An 18494-nucleotide genomic window follows, 5' to 3' on the forward strand; every position below is an offset into this window, starting at 1 on the left:
GAACGCCGACATACTTTGAGCCTCATTCCAGCAGAGCCGCGAGCTGCCCCATGTCCGGGAAGATGCGCGCCGCCCCCGCCGCGCGCAACGCGCCGGGTGTGTCGTGGCCGGCCTCGGGCGGGCTGTAGCCCCACACCTCGCAGCCGGCGCGCACGCCTGCCGTGACGCCCGTGACCGTGTCTTCGACCACGAGGCAGCGCCCCGGCAGGACGCCCAGCGGCTCCATGGCCGCGAGGTACACGTCGGGGAAGGGCTTGGACCGGGGCAGCTCGTGCCCGCTGAAGATGCGGCCTGCGAAGAAGGGCAGCAGGCCGCACTTGGCGAGCTGCATCTCCACCTTCCAGCGGTCGGCGCCCGAGCAGCAGGCGATGCGGCCCGAGAATCTTTCGCTGATCGCTTCCACGGCCTGCACCGCATTGGGCATGGGCTGCACGGCGGCCAGCAGCGCCTCGTTGCGGCGCTCGCGAAAGCGCACGAGCCAGTCCTCGGTGAGCTCGCGTCCGGTCTTTGCCTCGATCAGTGCGCGCTCGTCTTTCACGGCCTTGCCCAGGAAGATGCGCATGGCCTCCTCGCGCGACAGCGTCCACCCCATCTCCGCCAGCATGCCGCGCAGCACCTGGTGCGTGATGCCCTCGCTGTCCACCAGCACGCCGTCGCAGTCGAACAGCACGGCATCGAATCGCTGCATCACCGGATCGTTCCTTCCACGTAGTACCAGCGCCCATCCTCGCACACGAAGCGGCTGCGCTCGTGCAGGCGGTGGGCGCGTCCGGCGAGCCGGGAGCGGGCGACGAACTCGACTTCGGCGTGCGTGGGGTCGAGCACGCGGTGCTCGCGCACCTGCAGGCCCAGCCACTTGAGCCCCTGTTCGAAGTCGATGGCCGGTGGGCGGGTGGACGGGTGCCATGTGGCGACCAGGTACGCGGCGTCCTGGACGACGAAGGCGCTGTAGCGCGAGCGCATGAGCGACTCCGCATCGGGCGGGGGCGTGGCGGGGAAGCCGGCCAGGAATGGTGCGCAGCAGCGCTGGAACGACAGCGGCCGGCCGCGGGCGTCGGCGCGGCCGCAGGGACAGGGATCCGACAGCGAGGGCTTCACCACGCGCCTGCTTCGCTTATCCGGCCGCGCGCCGCCCTCACGCCAGCGCGCGCTGGATCAGGATCTTCTGCACGTCGGACGTGCCTTCGTAGATCTGGCAGACGCGCACGTCGCGCCAGATGCGTTCGACCGGAAAGTCGCTGACGTAGCCGTAGCCGCCCAGCGTCTGGATCGCCGCGCTGCAGACCTTCTCCGCCGCCTCGCTGGCGAACAGCTTGGCCATGGCGGCCTCCTTGAGGCAGGGCTTGCCCGCGTCGCGCAGGCTCGCGGCGTGCCAGATCAGCTGGCGCGCGGCTTCGAGTTGCGTCGCGCAGTCGGCGAGGCGAAAGCCCACCGCCTGGTGGTGGAAGATGGCCGTGCCGAAGCTCTCCCGCTCCTTCGCATACTGCAGCGCGACCTCGAAGGCGCTGCGCGCCATGCCCACGCTCTGCGCCGCGATGCCGATGCGGCCGCCCTCCAGCGCCGACAAGGCGATGCGGTAGCCCTCGCCCTCCTCGCCGATCAGGTTGGCCGCGGGAATGCGGCAGTCCTCGAAGCGGATCTGCGCCGTGTCGCTGGAGTGCTGGCCGACCTTGTCCTCCAGCCGTGCCACGACGTAGCCGGGCGTGTCGGTCGGAACGACGAAGGCGCTCATGCCGCGCTTGCCCGCGCCCTTGTCCGTCACCGCGATGACGATGGCGAGCTGGCCGTTCTGGCCGCTGGTGATGAACTGCTTGACGCCGTTGAGGACGTAGCCTTCGCCGGTCCTGGTGGCGGTGGTCCGAAGCGCGGAAGCGTCGCTTCCCACGTGCGGCTCCGTCAGGCAGAACACGCCCAGCAGCTCGCCTTGCGCCAGGCGCGTGAGCCATTGCTTTTTCTGCGCCTGGCTGCCGTAGCGCATGAGGATGGCATTCACCGGGCAGTTGGTCACGCTGATCGCGGTGCTGGTGCCGCCGTCGCCGGCGGCGATTTCCTCCAGCACGAGGGCCAGGGTCAGGTAGTCCAGCCCCGCGCCGCCGTACTCCTCGGGCACGCAGATGCCGTAGGCGCCCAGCGCCGCCAGCCCGCGGTGCGCCTCGCGCGGGAAGGTGTGCTCGCGGTCCCACTGCGCGGCATGCGGCCACAGCTGCTCGCGGGCGAAGTCGCGCACCGCGTCGCGGATCATTTCCTGGTCGGAATTCAGGAGCATGCGGTCTCCGTGTTCACCAGCCCTTGAAGGGGCTGCCGTCGTAGTCGATGAAGTGCACGTGCCGCGGGTGGCGATGCTGCTTGTCCAGGGTGTGGCGCATCCAGTCCACGCTGGCTTCCACGGTCAACGGCGCACCGGAGCCGCCCATGTCGGTCTGCACCCAGCCGGGGCTGATCGCGACGAAGGACGCTTCGGGGTAATCGGGCTGGGCGGCAGCCACGGCCATGTTCAGCGCCGCCTTGCTGGCGCGGTACACCCAGCTGTAGCTGGAGTCCACGCCCGCGATGTGGCCCATCTGGCTGCTGATGAAAGCGAACTGGCCGCGCGCCGCCCCCACCAGCGGCGCGACCTGCACGATCGCCTGCATCGCGCCCCAGACATTGGTGCGCATCACCCGGTCGAAATCGTCGCGGGCGGGTGGCTGCTTCGCGTCACCCCGCGACATCACGCCCGCCACATAGATCGCCAGGTCGATCTTCTCGCCATCGAGCTGCCACCCCAGCCCGCTGACGCTGGCCGGCTCGGCGACGTCGACCTTCAGCGGCCTGGCGCCGAGGTCTTCGATGCGCGCGAGGCCCTCGGCGTCGCGCGCGGTGGCGATGACGGCATGCTTCGCTTCGCGGTACTGGCGCACGAATTCGAGGCCGATGCCGCGGGAGGCGCCGAGGATGAGGATGTTCATGGTCTTGCGGGCACGGTGGGGTTCACTGCGTTTACCTGCCGGCGCTGTCGCGCCGCCACCCTACGAAGACCGGGGGCCCGTAGGGTGGTGGTGGAGCGAAGCGAAACCCCACCGAAGAACCTCAAACCAGCTCCAGCGCCACCGCCGTGCCCTCGCCGCCGCCGATGCACAGCGTCGCGATGCCGCGCTTGCCGCCGCGCGCCTTCAGCGCGTGCAGCAGCGTGACCATGATGCGCGCACCGGAAGCGCCGATGGGATGCCCCAGCGCGCAGGCGCCGCCGTTGACGTTGAGGATGTCGTGCGAGACCTTGAGCTCCTCCATCAACGCCATGGGGACGACCGCGAAGGCCTCGTTCACTTCCCACAGGTCCACGTCGGACACCTTCCAGCCAGTCCTCGCGAGCAGCTTCTGCGTCGCGCCCACGGGGGCCGTGGTGAACCACTCCGGCTCCTGCGCGTGGGTGGCGTGGCCGACGATGCGCGCGAGCGGCTTCACGCCCAGGCGCCTGGCGGTGCTCTCGGTCATCAGCACCAGGGCCGCGGCGCCGTCGTTGATCGAGGAGCTGGACGCGGCGGTGATGGTGCCGTCCTTCCTGAACGCGGGGCGCAGCTGCGGGATCTTGTCCAGCTTCACCTTGCCCGGGCCCTCGTCGATGCTGACGACACGCTCTCCGGCCCGGTCCTTCACGGTCACCGGCGTGATCTCGGCGGCGAAGGCGCCGGAGGTGGTGGCCTGCTGCGCGCGTTTGACGGACGCCATGGCGAAGGCATCCTGCGCCTCGCGCGTGAACTTGTACTTGGCCGCGCAGTCCTCGCCGAAGGTGCCCATGGAGCGGCCGGCTTCGTACGCGTCCTCCAGGCCGTCCAGCATCATGTGGTCGTAGACCTTGTCGTGGCCCATGCGGTAGCCGCCGCGGCCCTTGAGCAGCAGGTAAGGCGCGTTGGTCATGCTCTCCATGCCGCCCGCGACCATGATCTCGTGGCTGCCCGCCAGCAGCATGTCGTGCGCGAGCATCGCGGCCTTCATGCCGGAGCCGCACATCTTGGACAGCGTCACGGCGCCGGCGCCCTTGGGCAGGCCCGCCTTGAAGGCCGCCTGGCGCGCCGGGGCCTGGCCCTGGCCGGCCATCAGGCAGTTGCCGAACAGCACTTCGCCGACGGAATCGGCGGGGATGCCGGCGCGCTGCACGGCGGCCTTGATCGCCGCGCCCCCGAGGTCGTGCGCGGCCAGCGCGGAGAAGTCGCCCTGGAAGCCGCCCATGGGGGTGCGTGCGGCGCCGACGATGACGATGGATTCAGCCATGCTTGTGCTCCTTCAGTAAGTGGTCGAGGGGAGGACGAGCGCACCGCGCTCCTCCTCGGCGATGCGGCGGATGTAGCCCTGGAACTCGGGGTCTTCGCCCCGCAGCAGCAGCGGCAGGGCGTTGTGGAAGTCTTCGCGGCGGCACCATTCGCGCATGTAGTCGTCCCAGCTGTTCCAGCGCCGCGCCTCGGTCTCCCCCATGCGCGGCTTGTAGGCGACGAGGTAGGCCCGCTCGAACAGCGAGATCAGCATGTCGAAGATCACCAGCATGCGCTCCCTCTGCTCCGGCGAAGGGTTGAACAGCGGGTCGTTGGTGCGCAGGTGCAGGTCGGGGTTGGCCAGCACGATCTTCAGGAAGTCGTTGTACGCGTCCGAGAGCAGCTGGTAGGCCTCTTCCTCCTCGTTGTCGCGCTCCTTGCGCTGCTCCCAGGCGAAGAAAGCGATGGCGAAGGGCAGGCCCAGCGCCGTGACGATGAAGCTGGCCAGTTCCCATGCGTCGCGCCAGCCGCCGTTCATGCGACGGCCTCGACGCCGGCCACCTGCTGGCGGCGCCCGAAGCGCTGCTCGCGCGCATAGGGAAAGACGTCGTGCACGTGTCCGGCGAGGATGCGCTCCTTGTGCCCTTCCCAGAATGCGGCGTCGAGCAGGTCCGCGTGGTGGCGCATGAACACCTCGCGCACCGCCGGGTTGCCGAGGAGGAAAGGCTCGAAGGTTTCCGGGAACACGTCGCGCGGGCCGACCTTGTACCAGACCTCGCCCGAGAGCTCCTCCTCCTCGGTGCGCGCCTGCGGCACCTTGCGGAAATTGCAGTCGGTCAGGTACTCGATCTCGTCGTAGTCGTAGAAGACGACCTTGCCGTTGCGGGTGACGCCGAAGTTCTTCCACAGCATGTCGCCGGGAAAGATGTTGGCCGCCACCAGGTCCTTGATCGCATTGCCGTATTCGACCACCGCGTGCTCCACCTGCTCGGTGGCGCCCGCGTCGAAGGCTTCCTGCAGGTAGATGTTCAAGGGGATCATGCGGCGCTCGATGTAGAGGTGCTTGATCACCACCTCCTCGTGGCCGTCGCCGTCGCGGTCGCCGATCTCCAGCTGGCTGGGCGCGAAGCGGCGGATCTCCTCGATCAGCTCGTCCTCGAAGCGCTCGCGCGCGAAGGCCACGAGGCTGTATTCCAGGGTGTCGGCCATGCGCCCCACCCGGTCGTGCTGCTTGACCAGCTGGTACTTGCCCTGCACCTGCTCGCGCGTGGTGTCCTTCTGCGGCGGGTAGAAGTCCTTGATGATCTTGAACACGTAAGGGAAGGACGGCAGGTCGAACACCAGCATCACCATGCCCTTGATGCCGGGCGCGATGCGGAACTTGTCGCTGGAGTGGCGCAGGTGAAAGAGGAAGTCGCGGTAGAACAGCGTCTTGCCCTGCTTGGCCAGCCCCAGCGCGGTGTAGATCTCGCCGCGCGGCTTGCGCGGCATGAGCGAGCGCAGGAACTGCACGTAGGCCGCCGGGATCTCCATGTCCACCATGAAGTAGGCGCGGGCAAAGGAGAACAGCATCAGCAGCTCGTCCTCGCCGAACAGGCAGGTGTCGATCGCCAGCTTGCCGTCGCGGCCATGCAGGATGGGCAGCGCGAAGCCCAGCTCCGAGAAGCCGTTGATGATCTTGCCGACGACGTAGGCGCCCTTGTTGCGGAAGAACAGGGACGACAGCACCTGGATCTGGAAGTTGGCGCGCAGCTTCACGTGCGACAGGCGCGCGCCGATGGCCTCCAGCACGAAGCCGGCATCGCGCTCCAGGTCCTCGAAGGGCCGGTTCAGCCGGAAGTTGTGCACGATGCGCACCAGCTCCTCGCGCAGCGTTTCGCGCGTGGGGTAGTAGGAGCGGTAGGTCGGGGTGGCGGCCGGTTCCCAGTTCTCGATGTACTCCGTGCTGACCGCGGGGCGCACGAAGATGAAATCGTTGTGGAAGTAGGTGCGGTGCAGGATCTTGGTGGTGACCGTGTTGAAGAAGGTCTCCGCCAGTTCCGGCTGGTGGTGGTCGATCAGCAGGCCGATGTAGTGCAGCTTGACCTGGTGCCACACCTCCATGGGCTGCTGGCCGGCCCTGAACTCCTTGTCCAGGCGCTGCACCGCCTCCTTCACGCGCAGCTCGTAGAACTCGATGCGCTCGCGCTGCGCCCGCTGCTGCCCGTGCCAGTCGGCGGTCTCGAAACGGTGCTTGGCGCGCGCGGACTCGCTGCGGAACAACTGGTAGTGCCGGTTGAAGCCGTCCAGCATCGCCTTGGCGATGTCGAAGGCTTGCGGCGAGTCCAGGCGCTCGGGGAACATGGGCGCTGCGCCGCCTAGCTGCGGCTCCTGGCGGCGACCACGCCTTCCACGGCGGCGCGGTAGGTGGGCTCGATCGCGTCGGTGCTGGCCACCGTCATCTGCAGGTCCTGCAGCAGGCCGTCGTGCACGCCGAAGGCCCAGCCGTGGATGGTGACGTTCTGGTGCTTGGCCCAGGCGTCGACCATCACGGTGCTCACCGACAGGTTCACCACCTGCTCGATCACGTTCAGGTCCACCAGTGCATCGGCGCGGCGCTCGGGTGCCATGTTGTCCAGCAGGCCACGGTGGCGGTCGCGCACGTCCTGGATGTGGCGGATCCAGTTGTCCGCCAGGCCGATGCGATCGCCGTGCAGCGCGGCCAGCACGCCGCCGCAGCCGTAGTGGCCCACCACCATGATGTGTTCGACCTTGAGCATCTCCACCGCGAACTGCACGGTGGACAGCGCGTTCAGGTCCGAGTGCACCACCACGTTGGCGACGTTGCGGTGGACGAAGACCTCGCCCGGGTCGAGGCCCGTGATCTGGTTGGCCGGCACGCGGCTGTCGGAGCAGCCGATCCACATGAACTTGGGCTTCTGCTGCTTCTGCAGGCGGCTGAAGAAGCCGGGGCGCTCGCTTTCCATCTGCGCCGCCCAGGCGCGGTTGTGGGCGAAGAGGTCGTTGATGGAGGGCATGTTGCTCAGGACGGGATGGCGCGCGCTGCGCGCCGCATGACGGAAAGACGAGCCGGGTTCATTTTGTCATCGTTGCGCAGCACGGTCATTTGGGTCGTCACATCGTCTCGGCGAACAGCTCGCGACCGATGAGCATGCGGCGGATCTCGCTGGTGCCGGCGCCGATCTCGTAGAGCTTGGCGTCGCGCCACAGGCGGCCGACCGGGTACTCGTTGATGTAGCCGTTGCCGCCCAGGATCTGGATGCCCTCGCCGGCCATCCAGGTCGCCTTCTCGGCGCACCAGAGGATGACCGAGGCGCAGTCCTTGCGCACCTGGCGCACGTGCCCGGCGCCCAGCTTGTCCAGGTTCTTGCCCACCGTGTAGCAGAAGGCGCGGCCCGCCTGCAGCACGGTGTACATGTCCGCCACCTTGCCCTGGATCAGCTGGAACTCGCCGATGCTCTGGCCGAACTGCTTGCGGTCGTGGATGTAGGGGACGACGTTGTCCATCACGGCCTGCATGATCCCGATCGGGCCGGCGGCCAGAACGGCGCGCTCGTAGTCGAGGCCGCTCATGAGGACCTTGGCGCCGCCGTTGAGGGTGCCCAGAACGTTCTCCGCCGGCACCTCCACGTTCTGGAAGACGAGTTCGCCCGTGTGGCTGCCGCGCATGCCCAGCTTGTCGAGCTTCTGCGCGATGGAGAAGCCCTTCATGCCCTTCTCGATCAGGAAGGCGGTCACGCCGCGCGCGCCCAGTTCCGGCTCGGTCTTGGCGTAGACCACCAGGGTGTCGGCGTCCGGGCCGTTGGTGATCCACATCTTGTTGCCATTCAGGACGTAGTAGCCGCCCTTGTCCTCGGCCTTGAGCTTCATCGAGATGACGTCGCTTCCCGCGCCCGGCTCGCTCATGGCCAGCGCGCCCACGTGCTCGCCGGAAATCAGCTTGGGGAGGTATTTCTTCTTCTGCGCCTCGCTGCCGTTGCGCTTGATCTGGTTCACGCACAGGTTGCTGTGCGCGCCGTAGGACAGGCCCACGGAAGCGGACGCACGCGAGATCTCCTCCATCGCGAGCATGTGGGCCAGGTAGCCCATGTTGGCGCCGCCGTATTCCTCGGGCACCGTGATGCCCAGCACGCCGATCTCGCCCATCTTGCGCCAGAGGTCCGCCGGGAACTGGTCGCTGCGGTCGATCTCCGCGGCGCGCGGTGCGATCTCGCTCTGGGCGAACTGGTGCACGGTGTCGCGCAGGGCCTCGAGGTCTTCGCCGAGGCCGAAGTCCAGGCCGGGTAGCTGCTGCATGCTTGTCTCCTTGGGCTCAGTGGCGGACGTCCGCGCGGCCCGTGATGGTCATGAGGGTGGCGGTCATGGTGGCCACCAGCTTTTCCCGGCCTTCGTGCAGGGCGAACGCGCGGCCTTCGGCCACCGTGATCGTGCGGCCCGGCTTGAGCACGACACCTTCCATGCGGAAGCGCTCGCCTTGTGCCGGCGCGAGCAGGTTGATCTTGTATTCGATGGTGAGCACGCCGGCGTCGGCGGGCATCAGGGTGGAGGCCGCGTAGCCGCAGGCGGAGTCCAGGGCCGCGGCGACCATGCCCGCATGCAGGAAACCGTGCTGCTGCGTGAGCGCCTGCTGCCAGGGCAGCGCGATGACGGCGCGGCCCGGCGCGAGTTCCGCCAGCGTGGCGCCGAGCGTGTGCATCGCCCCCTGCTTGTCGAAGCTGGCGCGCACGCGTTCGGCGAAGGCGGGGTCCTGCGGTACGAGGCGGTCTGCGGCCATGGCGGGGGAATTGACGTTTACGTTAACGTCAATTATGCCCGCACCTTGTCCGCCTTGTCCTTTTCCAGCCGTCCCAGCAGGGCCTTGGCCTCGCGCTCGTGCGTGCGCACCTCGTCCAGGTTGGCCTGCAACTCGGCGAGCTGCTCCTCCAGCTGCTGCCGGTGCGCCGCCAGGATGGTGAGGAACTTGCGCAGTTGCGGGCCCGTGTCGCGCGGGCTGTCGTACATCTCGATGATGTCCTTGGCCTCGGTCAGCGACAGGCCCAGGCGCTTGGCGCGCAGGGTCAGCTTCAGGCGGGTGCGGTCGCGCGTGCTGTAGACGCGATTGCGGCCGCCCGGGCCGGAGCGCGCCGGCTGCAGCAGCCCCATGTCCTCGTAGAAGCGGATCGCCCGGGTGGTGAGGTCGAACTCGCGGGCCAGGTCGCTGATCGTGTAGGTGTGGGAATGCGTGGCGGCCATGGTCTTGTACGGCAGGGGACAGCGGCACGCCCGGGGGCTGCCTACAATGGCGCGATTACATCTGACGTTTACGTCAACGTCAACGGGCGAGCCCATGAACCTCCTGGAACGCGAACTGCAGTACCCCCTGGGCGACACCTTGCCGGAGCCCGGCAAGACGAGCGAGCTGGCGCCCGGCGTGCGCTGGATCCGCATGGGCCTGCCCTTCGCGCTGGACCACATCAACCTCTGGTTGCTGCGCGACCGGCTGGACGGGCGCGAGGGCTGGACGGTGGTGGACTGCTGCATCACGCACGACCAGGCCAAGGCCCAGTGGGAGCAGGTGTTCGCCAACGAGCTGGACGGCCTGCCCGTGCTGCGCGTGGTGGTCACGCACATGCACCCGGACCACATCGGCCTGGCGCACTGGATCTGCGAGCGCTGGAACACGCCCGAGCAAGAGTGCCGCCTGTGGATCAGCGCGACCGACTACAACGCCGCGCGGCTGGCGTCGCAGAGCACGCTGGCCTTCGGCGGCGAAGGTGCGGCCCGCTTCTTCGCGGCGCACGGCATGAGCGACCCGGCCTCGCTGGAGCAGATCCGCGGCCGGGCCAATTACTTCCCCGGCCTCGTCCCCGCCCTGCCCCCGCGCTACCGCCGCCTGCAGGACGGCGACCTGCTGGCGATCGGCGGCCGCAGCTGGCGCTGCATCAGCGGCTACGGCCACGCGCCCGAGCACATCGCGCTGCACTGCCAGGACGTGGACGTCCTGATCAGCGGCGACATGGTGCTGCCGCGCATCTCCACCAACGTGAGCGTGTACGAGATGGAGCCCGAGGCGAATTCGCTGGCGCTGTTCCTGACGTCCATCGACAAGTTCCGGCCGCTGCCCGACGACACGCTGGTGCTGCCCTCGCACGGCAAGCCCTTCCGCGGCCTGCACGCGCGCATCCGCCAGCTGCACGAGCACCACCGCGAGCGCCTCGACGAGGTGATGGCCGCCAGCCGCGACCGGGCCGTGTCGGCCTGGGACGTGCTCCCCATCCTGTTCAAGCGCAAGCTGGACCTGCACCAGACGACCTTCGCGATGGGCGAGTCGGTGGCGCACCTGCATGCGCTGTGGCACGCAGGCAGGCTGCGGCGGACGATGGATGCGCAAGGGGTGTGGCTGTTCGCGGCGGTGTGAGCCGAGCTCCACCGGGCCGACCGACTCCCCTCACCACGCCGGCAGCGGCTCGTCCTTCAACTGCCCGCGCAGCTCCGGGTAGTTCGGCACCACGGTCTTCACCGTCTCCCAGAAGCGCGGGCTGTGGTCCATCACGCGCAGGTGGCTCAGTTCGTGGGCCACCACGTAGTCGATCACCGGCAGGCGGAAATGCACCAGCCGCCAGTTCAGGCGGATCGAGCCGTCGCTGTGGGCGGTGCCCCAGAGCGTGCCCGCGCTGGAAAGCGCCAGCTTGCGCCACTGCACCCGCAGCTGCGGCGCGTAGTGGTTCAGGCGCTCGACGAACAGCGCCTTGGCCTGGCGCATCAGCCAGGCCTGCACCGCGTCGCGGATCTGCGCGGGCTGCGCGGTGTGCGGCAGGCCGATGTGCAGGGTCTGGCGCGCCACGCCGGGCAAGGTACTCTTGTCGGTCTTCAGCACCCCACCCATGTCATGCCGGGGATCGAGCACCACGATCACCTGCTCGCCCAGGTAGGGGAACACGGCGCCGTCCGCCCACGTGATGCGCGCGGCGGCCATGCGCTGCTGGCGCTCGCGCGCGGCTTCCAGCTTGCTGACGATCCAGCGCCCCTTGCTGCGCGTGGCCTGCTCCACTTCGGACACGGGCACCCAGCGCGGGGCGCTCACCACCAGGCCCTCGGGGCTGACGGAAAAGCCGATGTTCTTGCGCTTGCCGCGACGGAACTCGTAGGCCACCACCACACCGCCCAGGCGGATCTCGCGGTTGGCATCGGGATGGCGAAAGGCGATGGGGGCCAGCAGCGGCTCGATCGGCTCGCCCGGCACGGAGGCGAGGTCCTCGGGGGCAACGGCGGGGGCGGGCCGTGCAGCGACCGGGGGCGGTTTCTTCGGCTCGTCGAACAGGTCGAGGAGAAGCTGAAGCGGCGACTGCATGGGGCGCGATTCTAAGGGCGCACCCCATGCCCCGCCAAGGCGCTCAGGCTTCCGCGGTCTGCTTTTTCGCCTCGTGCGCGTAGGCCTCGGGATCGAGGCGGCGCATCTCGGCCTCGATCCAGGCCTGCACTTCCTGCATCAGGTTCTCCGGCGTGCGGCCCGCGCTCGGGATCGGCTTGCCGATGGACACGTCCACCACCCCGGGACGCTTGACGAAGGCCTTGCGCGGCCAGACCCTGGCGGAACTCACCGCGATGGGGATCACCGGCGCCCCCGTGGCGATCGCCAGCCGCGTGCCGCCGGTCTTGTACGTGCCCACCTGGCCGCGCGGGATGCGCGTGCCTTCCGGGAACATGATCACCCACACGCCCTGCGCGAGCAGGCGCTTGCCCTGTTCCACCACCTTGTTGAAGGCCTGCGTGCGCTGGCTGCGGTCGATGTGGATCATGTCCATGCGCCCGATCGCCCAGCCGAAGAAGGGGATGTAGATCAGCTCCTTCTTGAACACGTAGGCCAGCGGGTGCGGCATCAGCGTCGGGATCAGGAAAGTCTCCAGCGTCGACTGGTGCTTGACCAGCAGGATGGCGGGGCTGGTCTTGCCCTCGGGCAGGTTTTCCATGCCCGTGACCCGCACCTGCACGCCGCACAGGATGCGCAGGCCGTCGATCTGCCAGGACAGCCAGCGCTCCGCCTTCCAGTACATGGACTCGCCGGTGGACCACAGGGATGCGAGCACCATCCAGATGCCCCAAGGAATGACGGTCAAGAGCATCCAGAGGCCGTGCAGGAGCGAGCGGAGCAACGCCATCGATTGGTTTTCCTCGGTTCAGGCGGGGCGCTCGGCGCCCGTGACCGGCTTGGGCGCCGGCGCGCGGGCGATCAACCAGTCGGCAAAGGCGGCCAGGTCCTGGTGCACCCGGGTGTCGGCCGGAAAGCCTTCGGGCAGCGGCTGGCCGCGCAGGGCCTGCGCCTTGCCCGTGAGCACGAGGTGCGGCCGGCATCCGACGGCGGCACCCGCCTGCAGGTCGCGCGACGTGTCGCCCACGACATGCGTGCTGCGCAGGTCCACGCCGAAGCGCTCGCCGATCTGCTCGAACAGCCCGGGCAGGGGCTTGCGGCACTGGCAGTTGTCGTCCGGCGTGTGCGGGCAGTAGAAGACCGCGTCGATGCGGCCGCCGAGCGAGGCCAGCGCCTTGTGCATCTTGGCGTGGATCGCGTTGAGCGAGCCCACGTCGAACAGCCCGCGGCCGAGGCCCGACTGGTTGGAGGCGACGGCCACGTGCCAGCCCGCGTGGTTCAGCCGCGCGATCGCTTCCAGCGCGCCGGGCAGCGGCTGCCACTCCTCCGGCGTCTTGATGAACTCGTCGCTGTCGACGTTGATCGTGCCGTCGCGGTCCAGGATCACGAGCTTCATGGCGGCCCCCCTACTGTGCCAGGCGCGACAGGTCCGCCACGCGGTTCATGGCCTGGTGCAGCGTCGCGAGCAGGCCCAGCCGGTTCAGGCGCAGGTCCGTTTCTTCCGCATTCACCATCACGTCGTCGAAGAAGGCGTCGACCGGTCCGCGCAGCACGGCGAGCGTCTGCAGCGAGCCGATGTAGTCGCCGGCTTCGAACTGCGCACGCGCCTGGGGCGCCACCTTCTGCGTGGCGGCGAAGAGCGCCTTTTCGGCGTCTTCCTTGAGCAGGCGCTCGTTCACGTGCGGATCGGCCTTCTCCGCTTTCTTCAGGATGTTGCCGATGCGCTTGTTGGCCGCGGCCAGGGCGGGCGCTTCCGGCAGCGCGGCGAACGCGCGCACTGCGGCCAGCCGCTTGGCGACGTCGCCGAGCCGCTGCGGCTTGAGCGCCAGCACGGCTTCGATCTCCTGCGCGCTGTAGCCCTGCTCGCGCAGCTGGCCGGCAAGGCGGTCGTAGATGAAGTCCAGCAGCAGTTCCGCCGTCTCGGCCCCCGCTTGCGGAAAGAGGCCCAGGGCCACCGTCACGAGCTCGCGCAGGTCCAGCGGCAGGTCCTTTTCCATCAGCATGCGCACGATGCCCAGCGCGTGGCGGCGCAGCGCGAAGGGATCCTTGTCGCCGGTGGGCAGCTGGCCGATGGCGAACAGGCCCGCCAGGGTCTCCAGCTTGTCGGCCAGGGCGACGACCAGGCCCAGCGGGTTGCGCGGCAGGGCGTCGCCGGCGAAGCGCGGACGGTAGTGGTCCTCGATGGCGAACGCGATGTCCTCGCCCAGCTTGTCGTGGCGCGCGTAGTAGCCGCCCATGACGCCTTGCAGTTCGGGAAACTCGCCCACCATGTCAGTGAGCAGGTCGGCCTTGGCCAGCCGCGCGGCGATGTCGGCTTCGTGCGCGAGGTGGTCGCTCCCGAGTTCGGCGCCTATCACCTTGGCGATGGCGCGCACCCGCTCGATGCGCTCGCCCTGCGTGCCCAGCTTGTTGTGGTACACGACCTTCGCCAGGCCCGGCACGCGCGACTCGAGCGACTTCTTGCGGTCCTGGTCGAAGAAGAACTTGGCGTCGGCCAGGCGCGGGCGGACCACGCGCTCGTTGCCGCCGATCACCGCACTCGCGTCCTGCGGCCGGATGTTGCTCACGAGCAGGAACTTGTTCGTGAGCTTGCCGTGCGCGTCCAGCAGCGGGAAGTACTTCTGGTTCGCCTTCATCGTGAGGATCAGGCACTCCTGCGGCACTTCCAGGAATTCGGGCTCGAATTCGCAGGTGAGCACGTTCGGCCGCTCGACCAGCCCCGTCACTTCATCGAGAAGCGCGTCGTCCTCGATGGGCCGGGCGCCGCCTCCGACCCTGGCGGCCGCTTCCTGCAACTGCCGCACGATCTCCACCCGGCGCTCGGCGAATCCGGCGATCAGCGCCCCGTCGCGCGCCAGCGTGGACGCGTAGCTGTCGGCATCGGGGATGCTGACCTGGGCCTGTGCCGCCTCGAAGCGGTGGCCGTGCGTCACGCGACCCGCCTGCAGTCCCAGCGCCCGCACCGGCACGACGTTCCTGCCGTGCAGCGCGAGCAGCGCATGCGCGGGGCGCACGAACTTCACGTCGGTCCAGCCGTCGCCCAGCTGGTAGGTCATGACCTTGGGGATGGGCAGCTTCGCGATGCTTTCGTCGAGCGCTTTCTGCAGGCCCTCGGCGAGCGTCACGCCAGGCACGGTGCTGTCGTGGAACAGCGCTTCGGCCTTGCCGTCCATGGCGCGCTTGAGCCTGGGCACGGCGGAGGCGTCGGCGCCGACGGCCTGCAGCTTCTTGAGCAACGCGGGCGTCGGGTTGCCGCTCGCGTCCAGGCCGACGCTCACGGGCATCAGCTTTTGCGAGACCGACTTGTCGGCGGCGCGTGGCGCCACCGCCGTGACCAGCGCCGCCAGGCGGCGCGGCGAGGCATACGCCGTGAGCGTCGATTCTGCGGAAGCCAGGCCCTGCGCCTTGAGCTGCTCCAGCAGCACGCCGGCGAAGGCCTCGCCCAGCTTCTTCAGCGCCTTGGGCGGCAGTTCCTCGACAAAGAGTTCGACCAGGAGAGTGTCCATCAGGCGGCTTTCTTCTGCAGTTCGGCCACCCACTCGCGTGGCGCCATGGGAAAGCCCAGGCGCTCGCGGCTCTCGAAGTAGCTCTGGGCGACGCTGCGCGCGAGGTTGCGGATGCGGCCGATGTAGGCCGCGCGTTCGGTCACGCTGATCGCGCCGCGCGCGTCCAGCAGGTTGAACGTGTGCGCCGCCTTGAGCACCTGCTCGTACGCGGGCAGCGCCAGTTGCTGCTCCATGAGATGCTTCGCCTGCTTCTCGTACGCGCCGAAGGCCGTGAACAGGAAGTCGACGTCGCTGTGCTCGAAGTTGTACGTGGACTGCTCGACCTCGTTCTGGTGGTACACGTCCCCGTAGCTCAGGCCCTCGGTCCAGACGAGGTCGTAGACGTTGTCGACGCCTTGCAGGTACATGGCCAGGCGCTCCAGGCCGTAGGTGATCTCGCCCGTGATCGGCTTGCAGTCGATGCCGCCCACCTGCTGGAAGTAGGTGAACTGGGTGACTTCCATGCCGTTGAGCCACACCTCCCAGCCGAGTCCCCATGCGCCCAGTGTCGGATTTTCCCAATCGTCCTCCACGAAGCGGATGTCGTTCTTCTTCAGGTCGAAGCCGAGCGCTTCCAGAGAACCGAGGTACAGCTCCAGGATGTTGGCGGGCGCGGGCTTGAGCACCACCTGGTACTGGTAGTAGTGCTGCAGCCGGTTCGGGTTCTGGCCGTAGCGGCCGTCCTTGGGGCGGCGGCTGGGCTGCACGTAGGCAGCCTTCCAGGGCTCCGGGCCAATCGCGCGCAGGAAGGTCGCGGTGTGCGAGGTGCCGGCGCCGACCTCCATGTCGTAGGGCTGCAGCAGCGCGCAGCCCTGGGCGTCCCAGTACGACTGCAGCTTGAGGATCAATTGCTGGAATGTGAGCATAGGCTGCGGGACGCAGGGGCCGTCCCGTTGCGGCGCGGGCCGGCGGCCCGCGGAACCTTCCATTTTAGGGCTGTGCGCCGCGGCGGCGCCCGCGCCAGGCCACCAGTGCCGCGACCGCCACCACGGCCCACAAGGGCCACAGCCCGAAGCGCGACACCCAGCGGGCAAAGGGCGTGAGCGCCGTGCCGCCTTGCACCTCCCCGACCAGCACGCCGCGGGTGAGCCGGGGCAGGGCCGCGGTGACCTGCCCGCGCCGGTCGATGATCACCGTGGCGCCGGTGTTGGTGGCCCGGATCATCGGCCGCTCGAACTCCAGCGCGCGCATGCGGCTGATCTGCAGGTGCTGGTCGATGGCGACCGTGTCGCCGAACCAGGCAATGTTGCTGAGGTTCACGAACACCGTCGGTGCCGTGGCCGGATCGGCAAAGCGCGCGCCCAGCTCTTCCCCGAACAGGTCCTCGTAGCAGATGTTGGGCGCGAGCCTCTGCCCGGCCCAGGCGAAGGAGGCCTGGCCCACGTCGCCCCGGTTGAAGTCGCCCAGCGGGATGTTCATCATCCGCGTGAACCATTTGAAGAAGGGCGGGATGAACTCGCCAAAGGGCACCAGGTGGTGCTTGTGGTAGCGATAGGGCGCAGCGCCGGGCGCGAAGCCCATGACGGAATTGGTGTAGCCGTCGTCGTAGTTGCCCAGCGGGATGCCGACCAGCGCGGCGCGAGCGCCCTGCGCGAAGGTGTCGCGCAGCGCCTCCAGGTAGCCTTCGGGCAGCTGCGCAGGCAGCAGCGGAATGGCGGTCTCGGGGGCGACCACCAGCTGCGCGTCGGTGTCGCGCAGCCGCTTGCCGTACCATTCCAGGGCCAGGGGAATGCCGGTGCCGCCTTCGAACTTCTCGTCCTGCGCGATGTTCCCCTGCAGCAAGCCGACACGCAGCCGCGGCCCGCCGGGATCGGGGGGCGCCATCCGTGTTTGCGCGTTGCATGCCGCCAGGAGCGCTGCGCTGGCCAGCACCGCGAGCCAGTAACGCCGGGAGTTCAGCACCGGCTGGCGCACGAGCAGCGAAAGCAGGTACGCGATCCACGCTGCGGCCAGGCCAATGCCGTAGACGCCGACCCAGGGCGCGAGCGCGGCCAGCGGACCGTCGGTGTGGGCGTAACCGCCGGCGCCCCAGGGGAAACCGGTCAGGAGCGTGCCCCGCACGAGCTCCGCGCCCGTCCAGAGGCCCGCGAACAGCAGCGCATCGCGCGCGGGACGCTGCGCCGCGGCGCTGCGCCACCAGGCGGCGGCCAGCGCATAGAACAGGGACAGGAAGCCGGCCAGCAGCAGCACGGCCGCCGCCGCCAGCGGAGCGGCCAGGCCGCCATACCTGTGCATGGAGATGAACAGCCACCAGAAGGTGGCAACGAGCCACGCGCAACCGAAGCACCAGGCGACGAAGCCGGCGCCGCGCGCGCCCGACTGGCGCTGCAGCAGCCCGGCGAGCACCGCCAGGGAGAGGATCTGCAGCCACCACAGGGGCTGCCCGTTGCCTGGCCAGGCGAGCGACATCGCCTGCAGCACGCCCGCGGCGCCGGCGCCCATCGCAGGGGCGAAGCGATGCGCGCGCGGACTCAAGCGGGCTGGCCGTCCGCCTCGGCGGGCGAGACCTTGAACCAGCGCACGGCCCCGCCCTTGGTATGCAGCACCACGAAGTTCAGGCCGCCGACGGTGGCGACCTCACCGCGCTTGGGCACGTGGCCCATGCGGTGCGCGATCAGGCCGCCGATGGTGTCGAACTCGCGCTCGTCGTCCGCACTCGCGAGCTTCACGCCGAAGGCCTCGCCGACGCGATCGATGGAGGTGTCGCCGCTGACGCGGTAGGTGCGGTCCGCCAGGCCGAAGATGTCGCCCTCGTCCTCGACGATGTCGAATTCGTCCTCGATCTCGCCGACGATCTGCTCCAGCACGTCCTCGATGGTGATCAGGCCGGCCACGCGGCCGAACTCGTCGATGACGATGGCCAGGTGGTTGCGGTTGCCGCGGAATTCCCGCAGCAGGTCGTTCAGCCCCTTGGTCTCGGGCACGAACACGGCCGGGCGCAGCAAGGCGCGCAGGTTCAGGTCCGGCGAGCGCTGGAGCTTGAGCAGGTCCTTGGCGAGCAGGATGCCGATGATGTTCTCGCGATCGCCCTCGACCACCGGGAACCGCGAGTGCGCCGTGTCGATCACGACGTGCAGGATCTCGTCGTAGGGCGCGTCGATGTTGACCAGGTCCATGCGCGGCGCGGCGACCATCACGTCGCCCGCCGTGAGCTCGGCCATGTTGATGACGCCCTCGAGCATCACGCGGGACTCGGGCCCGATGATGTCGGCTTCCTCGGCGTCGGCAAGCGTCTCGATCAGTTCGGCCTTGGAGTCCGGACCAGGATGGATGAACTCGGCGACCTTTTGCAGGAACGTGCGTTTGTCCTGCTTCTCATGCGCGGGGCGCGCAGGGTGTGGATCTGACACAGCCGTGAGGCGGAGTGGAAGT

At 68.8% G+C, this 18494-nt stretch carries 19 protein-coding genes; 1 reads left to right on the forward strand and 18 read right to left on the reverse strand.

The genetic code is table 11. The features are described from left to right. Positions 1–22: 22 nt before the first annotated feature. From AC3EGR_RS11335 to AC3EGR_RS11385, 11 genes are all read right to left on the reverse strand, one after another. Positions 23–688: an HAD family hydrolase gene (locus AC3EGR_RS11335; protein WP_488546584.1), complete on the reverse strand. Its 666-nt coding sequence runs from the start codon at positions 686–688 to the stop codon at positions 23–25. Then, positions 688–1098 carry a YchJ family protein gene (locus AC3EGR_RS11340; protein WP_488546585.1) on the reverse strand — a complete coding sequence of 137 codons (411 nt, stop codon included), beginning with the start codon at positions 1096–1098 and terminating at the stop codon, positions 688–690. Before AC3EGR_RS11340 ends, AC3EGR_RS11335 begins: the two co-directional genes overlap by 1 nt. 37 nt (positions 1099–1135) lie before the next feature. Then, positions 1136–2266: an acyl-CoA dehydrogenase family protein gene (locus tag AC3EGR_RS11345; protein ID WP_488546586.1), complete on the reverse strand. Its 1131-nt coding sequence runs from the start codon at positions 2264–2266 to the stop codon at positions 1136–1138. 13 nt (positions 2267–2279) lie between these two features. After that, a complete protein-coding gene (locus AC3EGR_RS11350) occupies positions 2280–2948 on the reverse strand; it encodes an SDR family oxidoreductase (protein ID WP_488546587.1) in 669 nt (222 codons plus the stop codon). Positions 2949–3069: 121 nt separating this feature from the next. Then, positions 3070–4251, reverse strand: a complete 1182-nt coding sequence (locus AC3EGR_RS11355; protein WP_488546588.1) for an acetyl-CoA C-acyltransferase — start codon at positions 4249–4251, stop codon at positions 3070–3072. Positions 4252–4263: 12 nt separating this feature from the next. Then, on the reverse strand, positions 4264–4767 hold the full coding sequence (locus AC3EGR_RS11360; RefSeq protein ID WP_488546589.1) for a hypothetical protein: 504 nt from the start codon (positions 4765–4767) through the stop codon (positions 4264–4266). Next, a complete protein-coding gene (aceK, locus tag AC3EGR_RS11365; RefSeq protein WP_488546590.1) occupies positions 4764–6572 on the reverse strand; it encodes a bifunctional isocitrate dehydrogenase kinase/phosphatase in 1809 nt (602 codons plus the stop codon). Before aceK ends, AC3EGR_RS11360 begins: the two co-directional genes overlap by 4 nt. 14 nt (positions 6573–6586) lie before the next feature. Further along, positions 6587–7246, reverse strand: coding sequence for a carbonate dehydratase (gene can, locus AC3EGR_RS11370; protein WP_488546591.1), 660 nt, complete (start codon positions 7244–7246; stop codon positions 6587–6589). A gap of 97 nt (positions 7247–7343) precedes the next feature. Further along, complete coding sequence (locus AC3EGR_RS11375) at positions 7344–8525, reverse strand: isovaleryl-CoA dehydrogenase (protein WP_488546592.1); 1182 nt, start codon at positions 8523–8525, stop codon at positions 7344–7346. A 16-nt stretch (positions 8526–8541) separates the two neighbouring features. Then, on the reverse strand, positions 8542–9003 hold the full coding sequence (locus AC3EGR_RS11380; RefSeq protein WP_488546593.1) for a PaaI family thioesterase: 462 nt from the start codon (positions 9001–9003) through the stop codon (positions 8542–8544). A 32-nt stretch (positions 9004–9035) separates the two neighbouring features. Beyond that, positions 9036–9461 (reverse strand): MerR family transcriptional regulator, encoded by a 426-nt coding sequence (locus tag AC3EGR_RS11385; protein WP_488546594.1) that lies wholly within the window; start codon positions 9459–9461, stop codon positions 9036–9038. 94 nt (positions 9462–9555) lie between these two features. Here AC3EGR_RS11385 and AC3EGR_RS11390 point away from each other — a divergent pair, with 94 nt between their 5' ends. Beyond that, a complete protein-coding gene (locus AC3EGR_RS11390) occupies positions 9556–10626 on the forward strand; it encodes an MBL fold metallo-hydrolase (protein ID WP_488546595.1) in 1071 nt (356 codons plus the stop codon). A gap of 30 nt (positions 10627–10656) precedes the next feature. Here the strand turns inward: AC3EGR_RS11390 and AC3EGR_RS11395 are convergent, their stop codons facing one another. From AC3EGR_RS11395 to AC3EGR_RS11425, 7 genes are all read right to left on the reverse strand, one after another. Continuing rightward, positions 10657–11559 carry a M48 family metallopeptidase gene (locus tag AC3EGR_RS11395; RefSeq protein ID WP_488546596.1) on the reverse strand — a complete coding sequence of 301 codons (903 nt, stop codon included), beginning with the start codon at positions 11557–11559 and terminating at the stop codon, positions 10657–10659. A 43-nt stretch (positions 11560–11602) separates the two neighbouring features. Beyond that, positions 11603–12367: a lysophospholipid acyltransferase family protein gene (locus AC3EGR_RS11400; RefSeq protein WP_488546597.1), complete on the reverse strand. Its 765-nt coding sequence runs from the start codon at positions 12365–12367 to the stop codon at positions 11603–11605. A gap of 18 nt (positions 12368–12385) precedes the next feature. Beyond that, positions 12386–12973 carry a D-glycero-beta-D-manno-heptose 1,7-bisphosphate 7-phosphatase gene (gmhB, locus tag AC3EGR_RS11405; protein WP_488546598.1) on the reverse strand — a complete coding sequence of 196 codons (588 nt, stop codon included), beginning with the start codon at positions 12971–12973 and terminating at the stop codon, positions 12386–12388. Between the two features lie 10 nt (positions 12974–12983). Further along, the gene (glyS, locus tag AC3EGR_RS11410; protein WP_488546599.1) at positions 12984–15083 is read right to left on the reverse strand and encodes a glycine--tRNA ligase subunit beta; all 2100 of its coding nucleotides are present in this window, start codon (positions 15081–15083) and stop codon (positions 12984–12986) included. After that, on the reverse strand, positions 15083–15988 hold the full coding sequence (gene glyQ / locus AC3EGR_RS11415) for a glycine--tRNA ligase subunit alpha (protein WP_488546600.1): 906 nt from the start codon (positions 15986–15988) through the stop codon (positions 15083–15085). The genes glyS and glyQ overlap by 1 nt, the downstream gene beginning before the upstream one ends. Before the next feature lie 64 nt (positions 15989–16052). Beyond that, positions 16053–17564: an apolipoprotein N-acyltransferase gene (lnt, locus tag AC3EGR_RS11420; protein WP_488546601.1), complete on the reverse strand. Its 1512-nt coding sequence runs from the start codon at positions 17562–17564 to the stop codon at positions 16053–16055. A 29-nt stretch (positions 17565–17593) separates the two neighbouring features. Continuing rightward, entirely contained in the window at positions 17594–18472 is an 879-nt protein-coding gene (locus AC3EGR_RS11425; RefSeq protein WP_488546602.1) for a CorC family transporter, read from the reverse strand. Between the last annotated feature and the right edge of the window lie 22 nt (positions 18473–18494).

It is taken from the genome of Ramlibacter sp. G4-7 (assembly GCF_057784995.1).

Excerpts from the sequence above, each read along its gene's own strand:
- AC3EGR_RS11335 (WP_488546584.1), bottom strand. The coding sequence starts at position 688 with ATGCAGCGATTCGATGCCGTGCTGTTCGACTGCGACGGCGTGCTGGTG.
- AC3EGR_RS11345 (WP_488546586.1), bottom strand. The coding sequence starts at position 2,266 with ATGCTCCTGAATTCCGACCAGGAAATGATCCGCGACGCGGTGCGCGAC.
- AC3EGR_RS11350 (WP_488546587.1), bottom strand. The coding sequence starts at position 2,948 with ATGAACATCCTCATCCTCGGCGCCTCCCGCGGCATCGGCCTCGAATTC.
- AC3EGR_RS11355 (WP_488546588.1), bottom strand. The coding sequence starts at position 4,251 with ATGGCTGAATCCATCGTCATCGTCGGCGCCGCACGCACCCCCATGGGC.
- AC3EGR_RS11360 (WP_488546589.1), bottom strand. The coding sequence starts at position 4,767 with ATGAACGGCGGCTGGCGCGACGCATGGGAACTGGCCAGCTTCATCGTC.
- aceK (WP_488546590.1), bottom strand. The coding sequence starts at position 6,572 with ATGTTCCCCGAGCGCCTGGACTCGCCGCAAGCCTTCGACATCGCCAAG.
- can (WP_488546591.1), bottom strand. The coding sequence starts at position 7,246 with ATGCCCTCCATCAACGACCTCTTCGCCCACAACCGCGCCTGGGCGGCG.
- AC3EGR_RS11375 (WP_488546592.1), bottom strand. The coding sequence starts at position 8,525 with ATGCAGCAGCTACCCGGCCTGGACTTCGGCCTCGGCGAAGACCTCGAG.
- AC3EGR_RS11380 (WP_488546593.1), bottom strand. The coding sequence starts at position 9,003 with ATGGCCGCAGACCGCCTCGTACCGCAGGACCCCGCCTTCGCCGAACGC.
- AC3EGR_RS11385 (WP_488546594.1), bottom strand. The coding sequence starts at position 9,461 with ATGGCCGCCACGCATTCCCACACCTACACGATCAGCGACCTGGCCCGC.
- AC3EGR_RS11390 (WP_488546595.1), top strand. The coding sequence starts at position 9,556 with ATGAACCTCCTGGAACGCGAACTGCAGTACCCCCTGGGCGACACCTTG.
- AC3EGR_RS11395 (WP_488546596.1), bottom strand. The coding sequence starts at position 11,559 with ATGCAGTCGCCGCTTCAGCTTCTCCTCGACCTGTTCGACGAGCCGAAG.
- AC3EGR_RS11400 (WP_488546597.1), bottom strand. The coding sequence starts at position 12,367 with ATGGCGTTGCTCCGCTCGCTCCTGCACGGCCTCTGGATGCTCTTGACC.
- gmhB (WP_488546598.1), bottom strand. The coding sequence starts at position 12,973 with ATGAAGCTCGTGATCCTGGACCGCGACGGCACGATCAACGTCGACAGC.
- glyS (WP_488546599.1), bottom strand. The coding sequence starts at position 15,083 with ATGGACACTCTCCTGGTCGAACTCTTTGTCGAGGAACTGCCGCCCAAG.
- glyQ (WP_488546600.1), bottom strand. The coding sequence starts at position 15,988 with ATGCTCACATTCCAGCAATTGATCCTCAAGCTGCAGTCGTACTGGGAC.
- lnt (WP_488546601.1), bottom strand. The coding sequence starts at position 17,564 with ATGGGCGCCGGCGCCGCGGGCGTGCTGCAGGCGATGTCGCTCGCCTGG.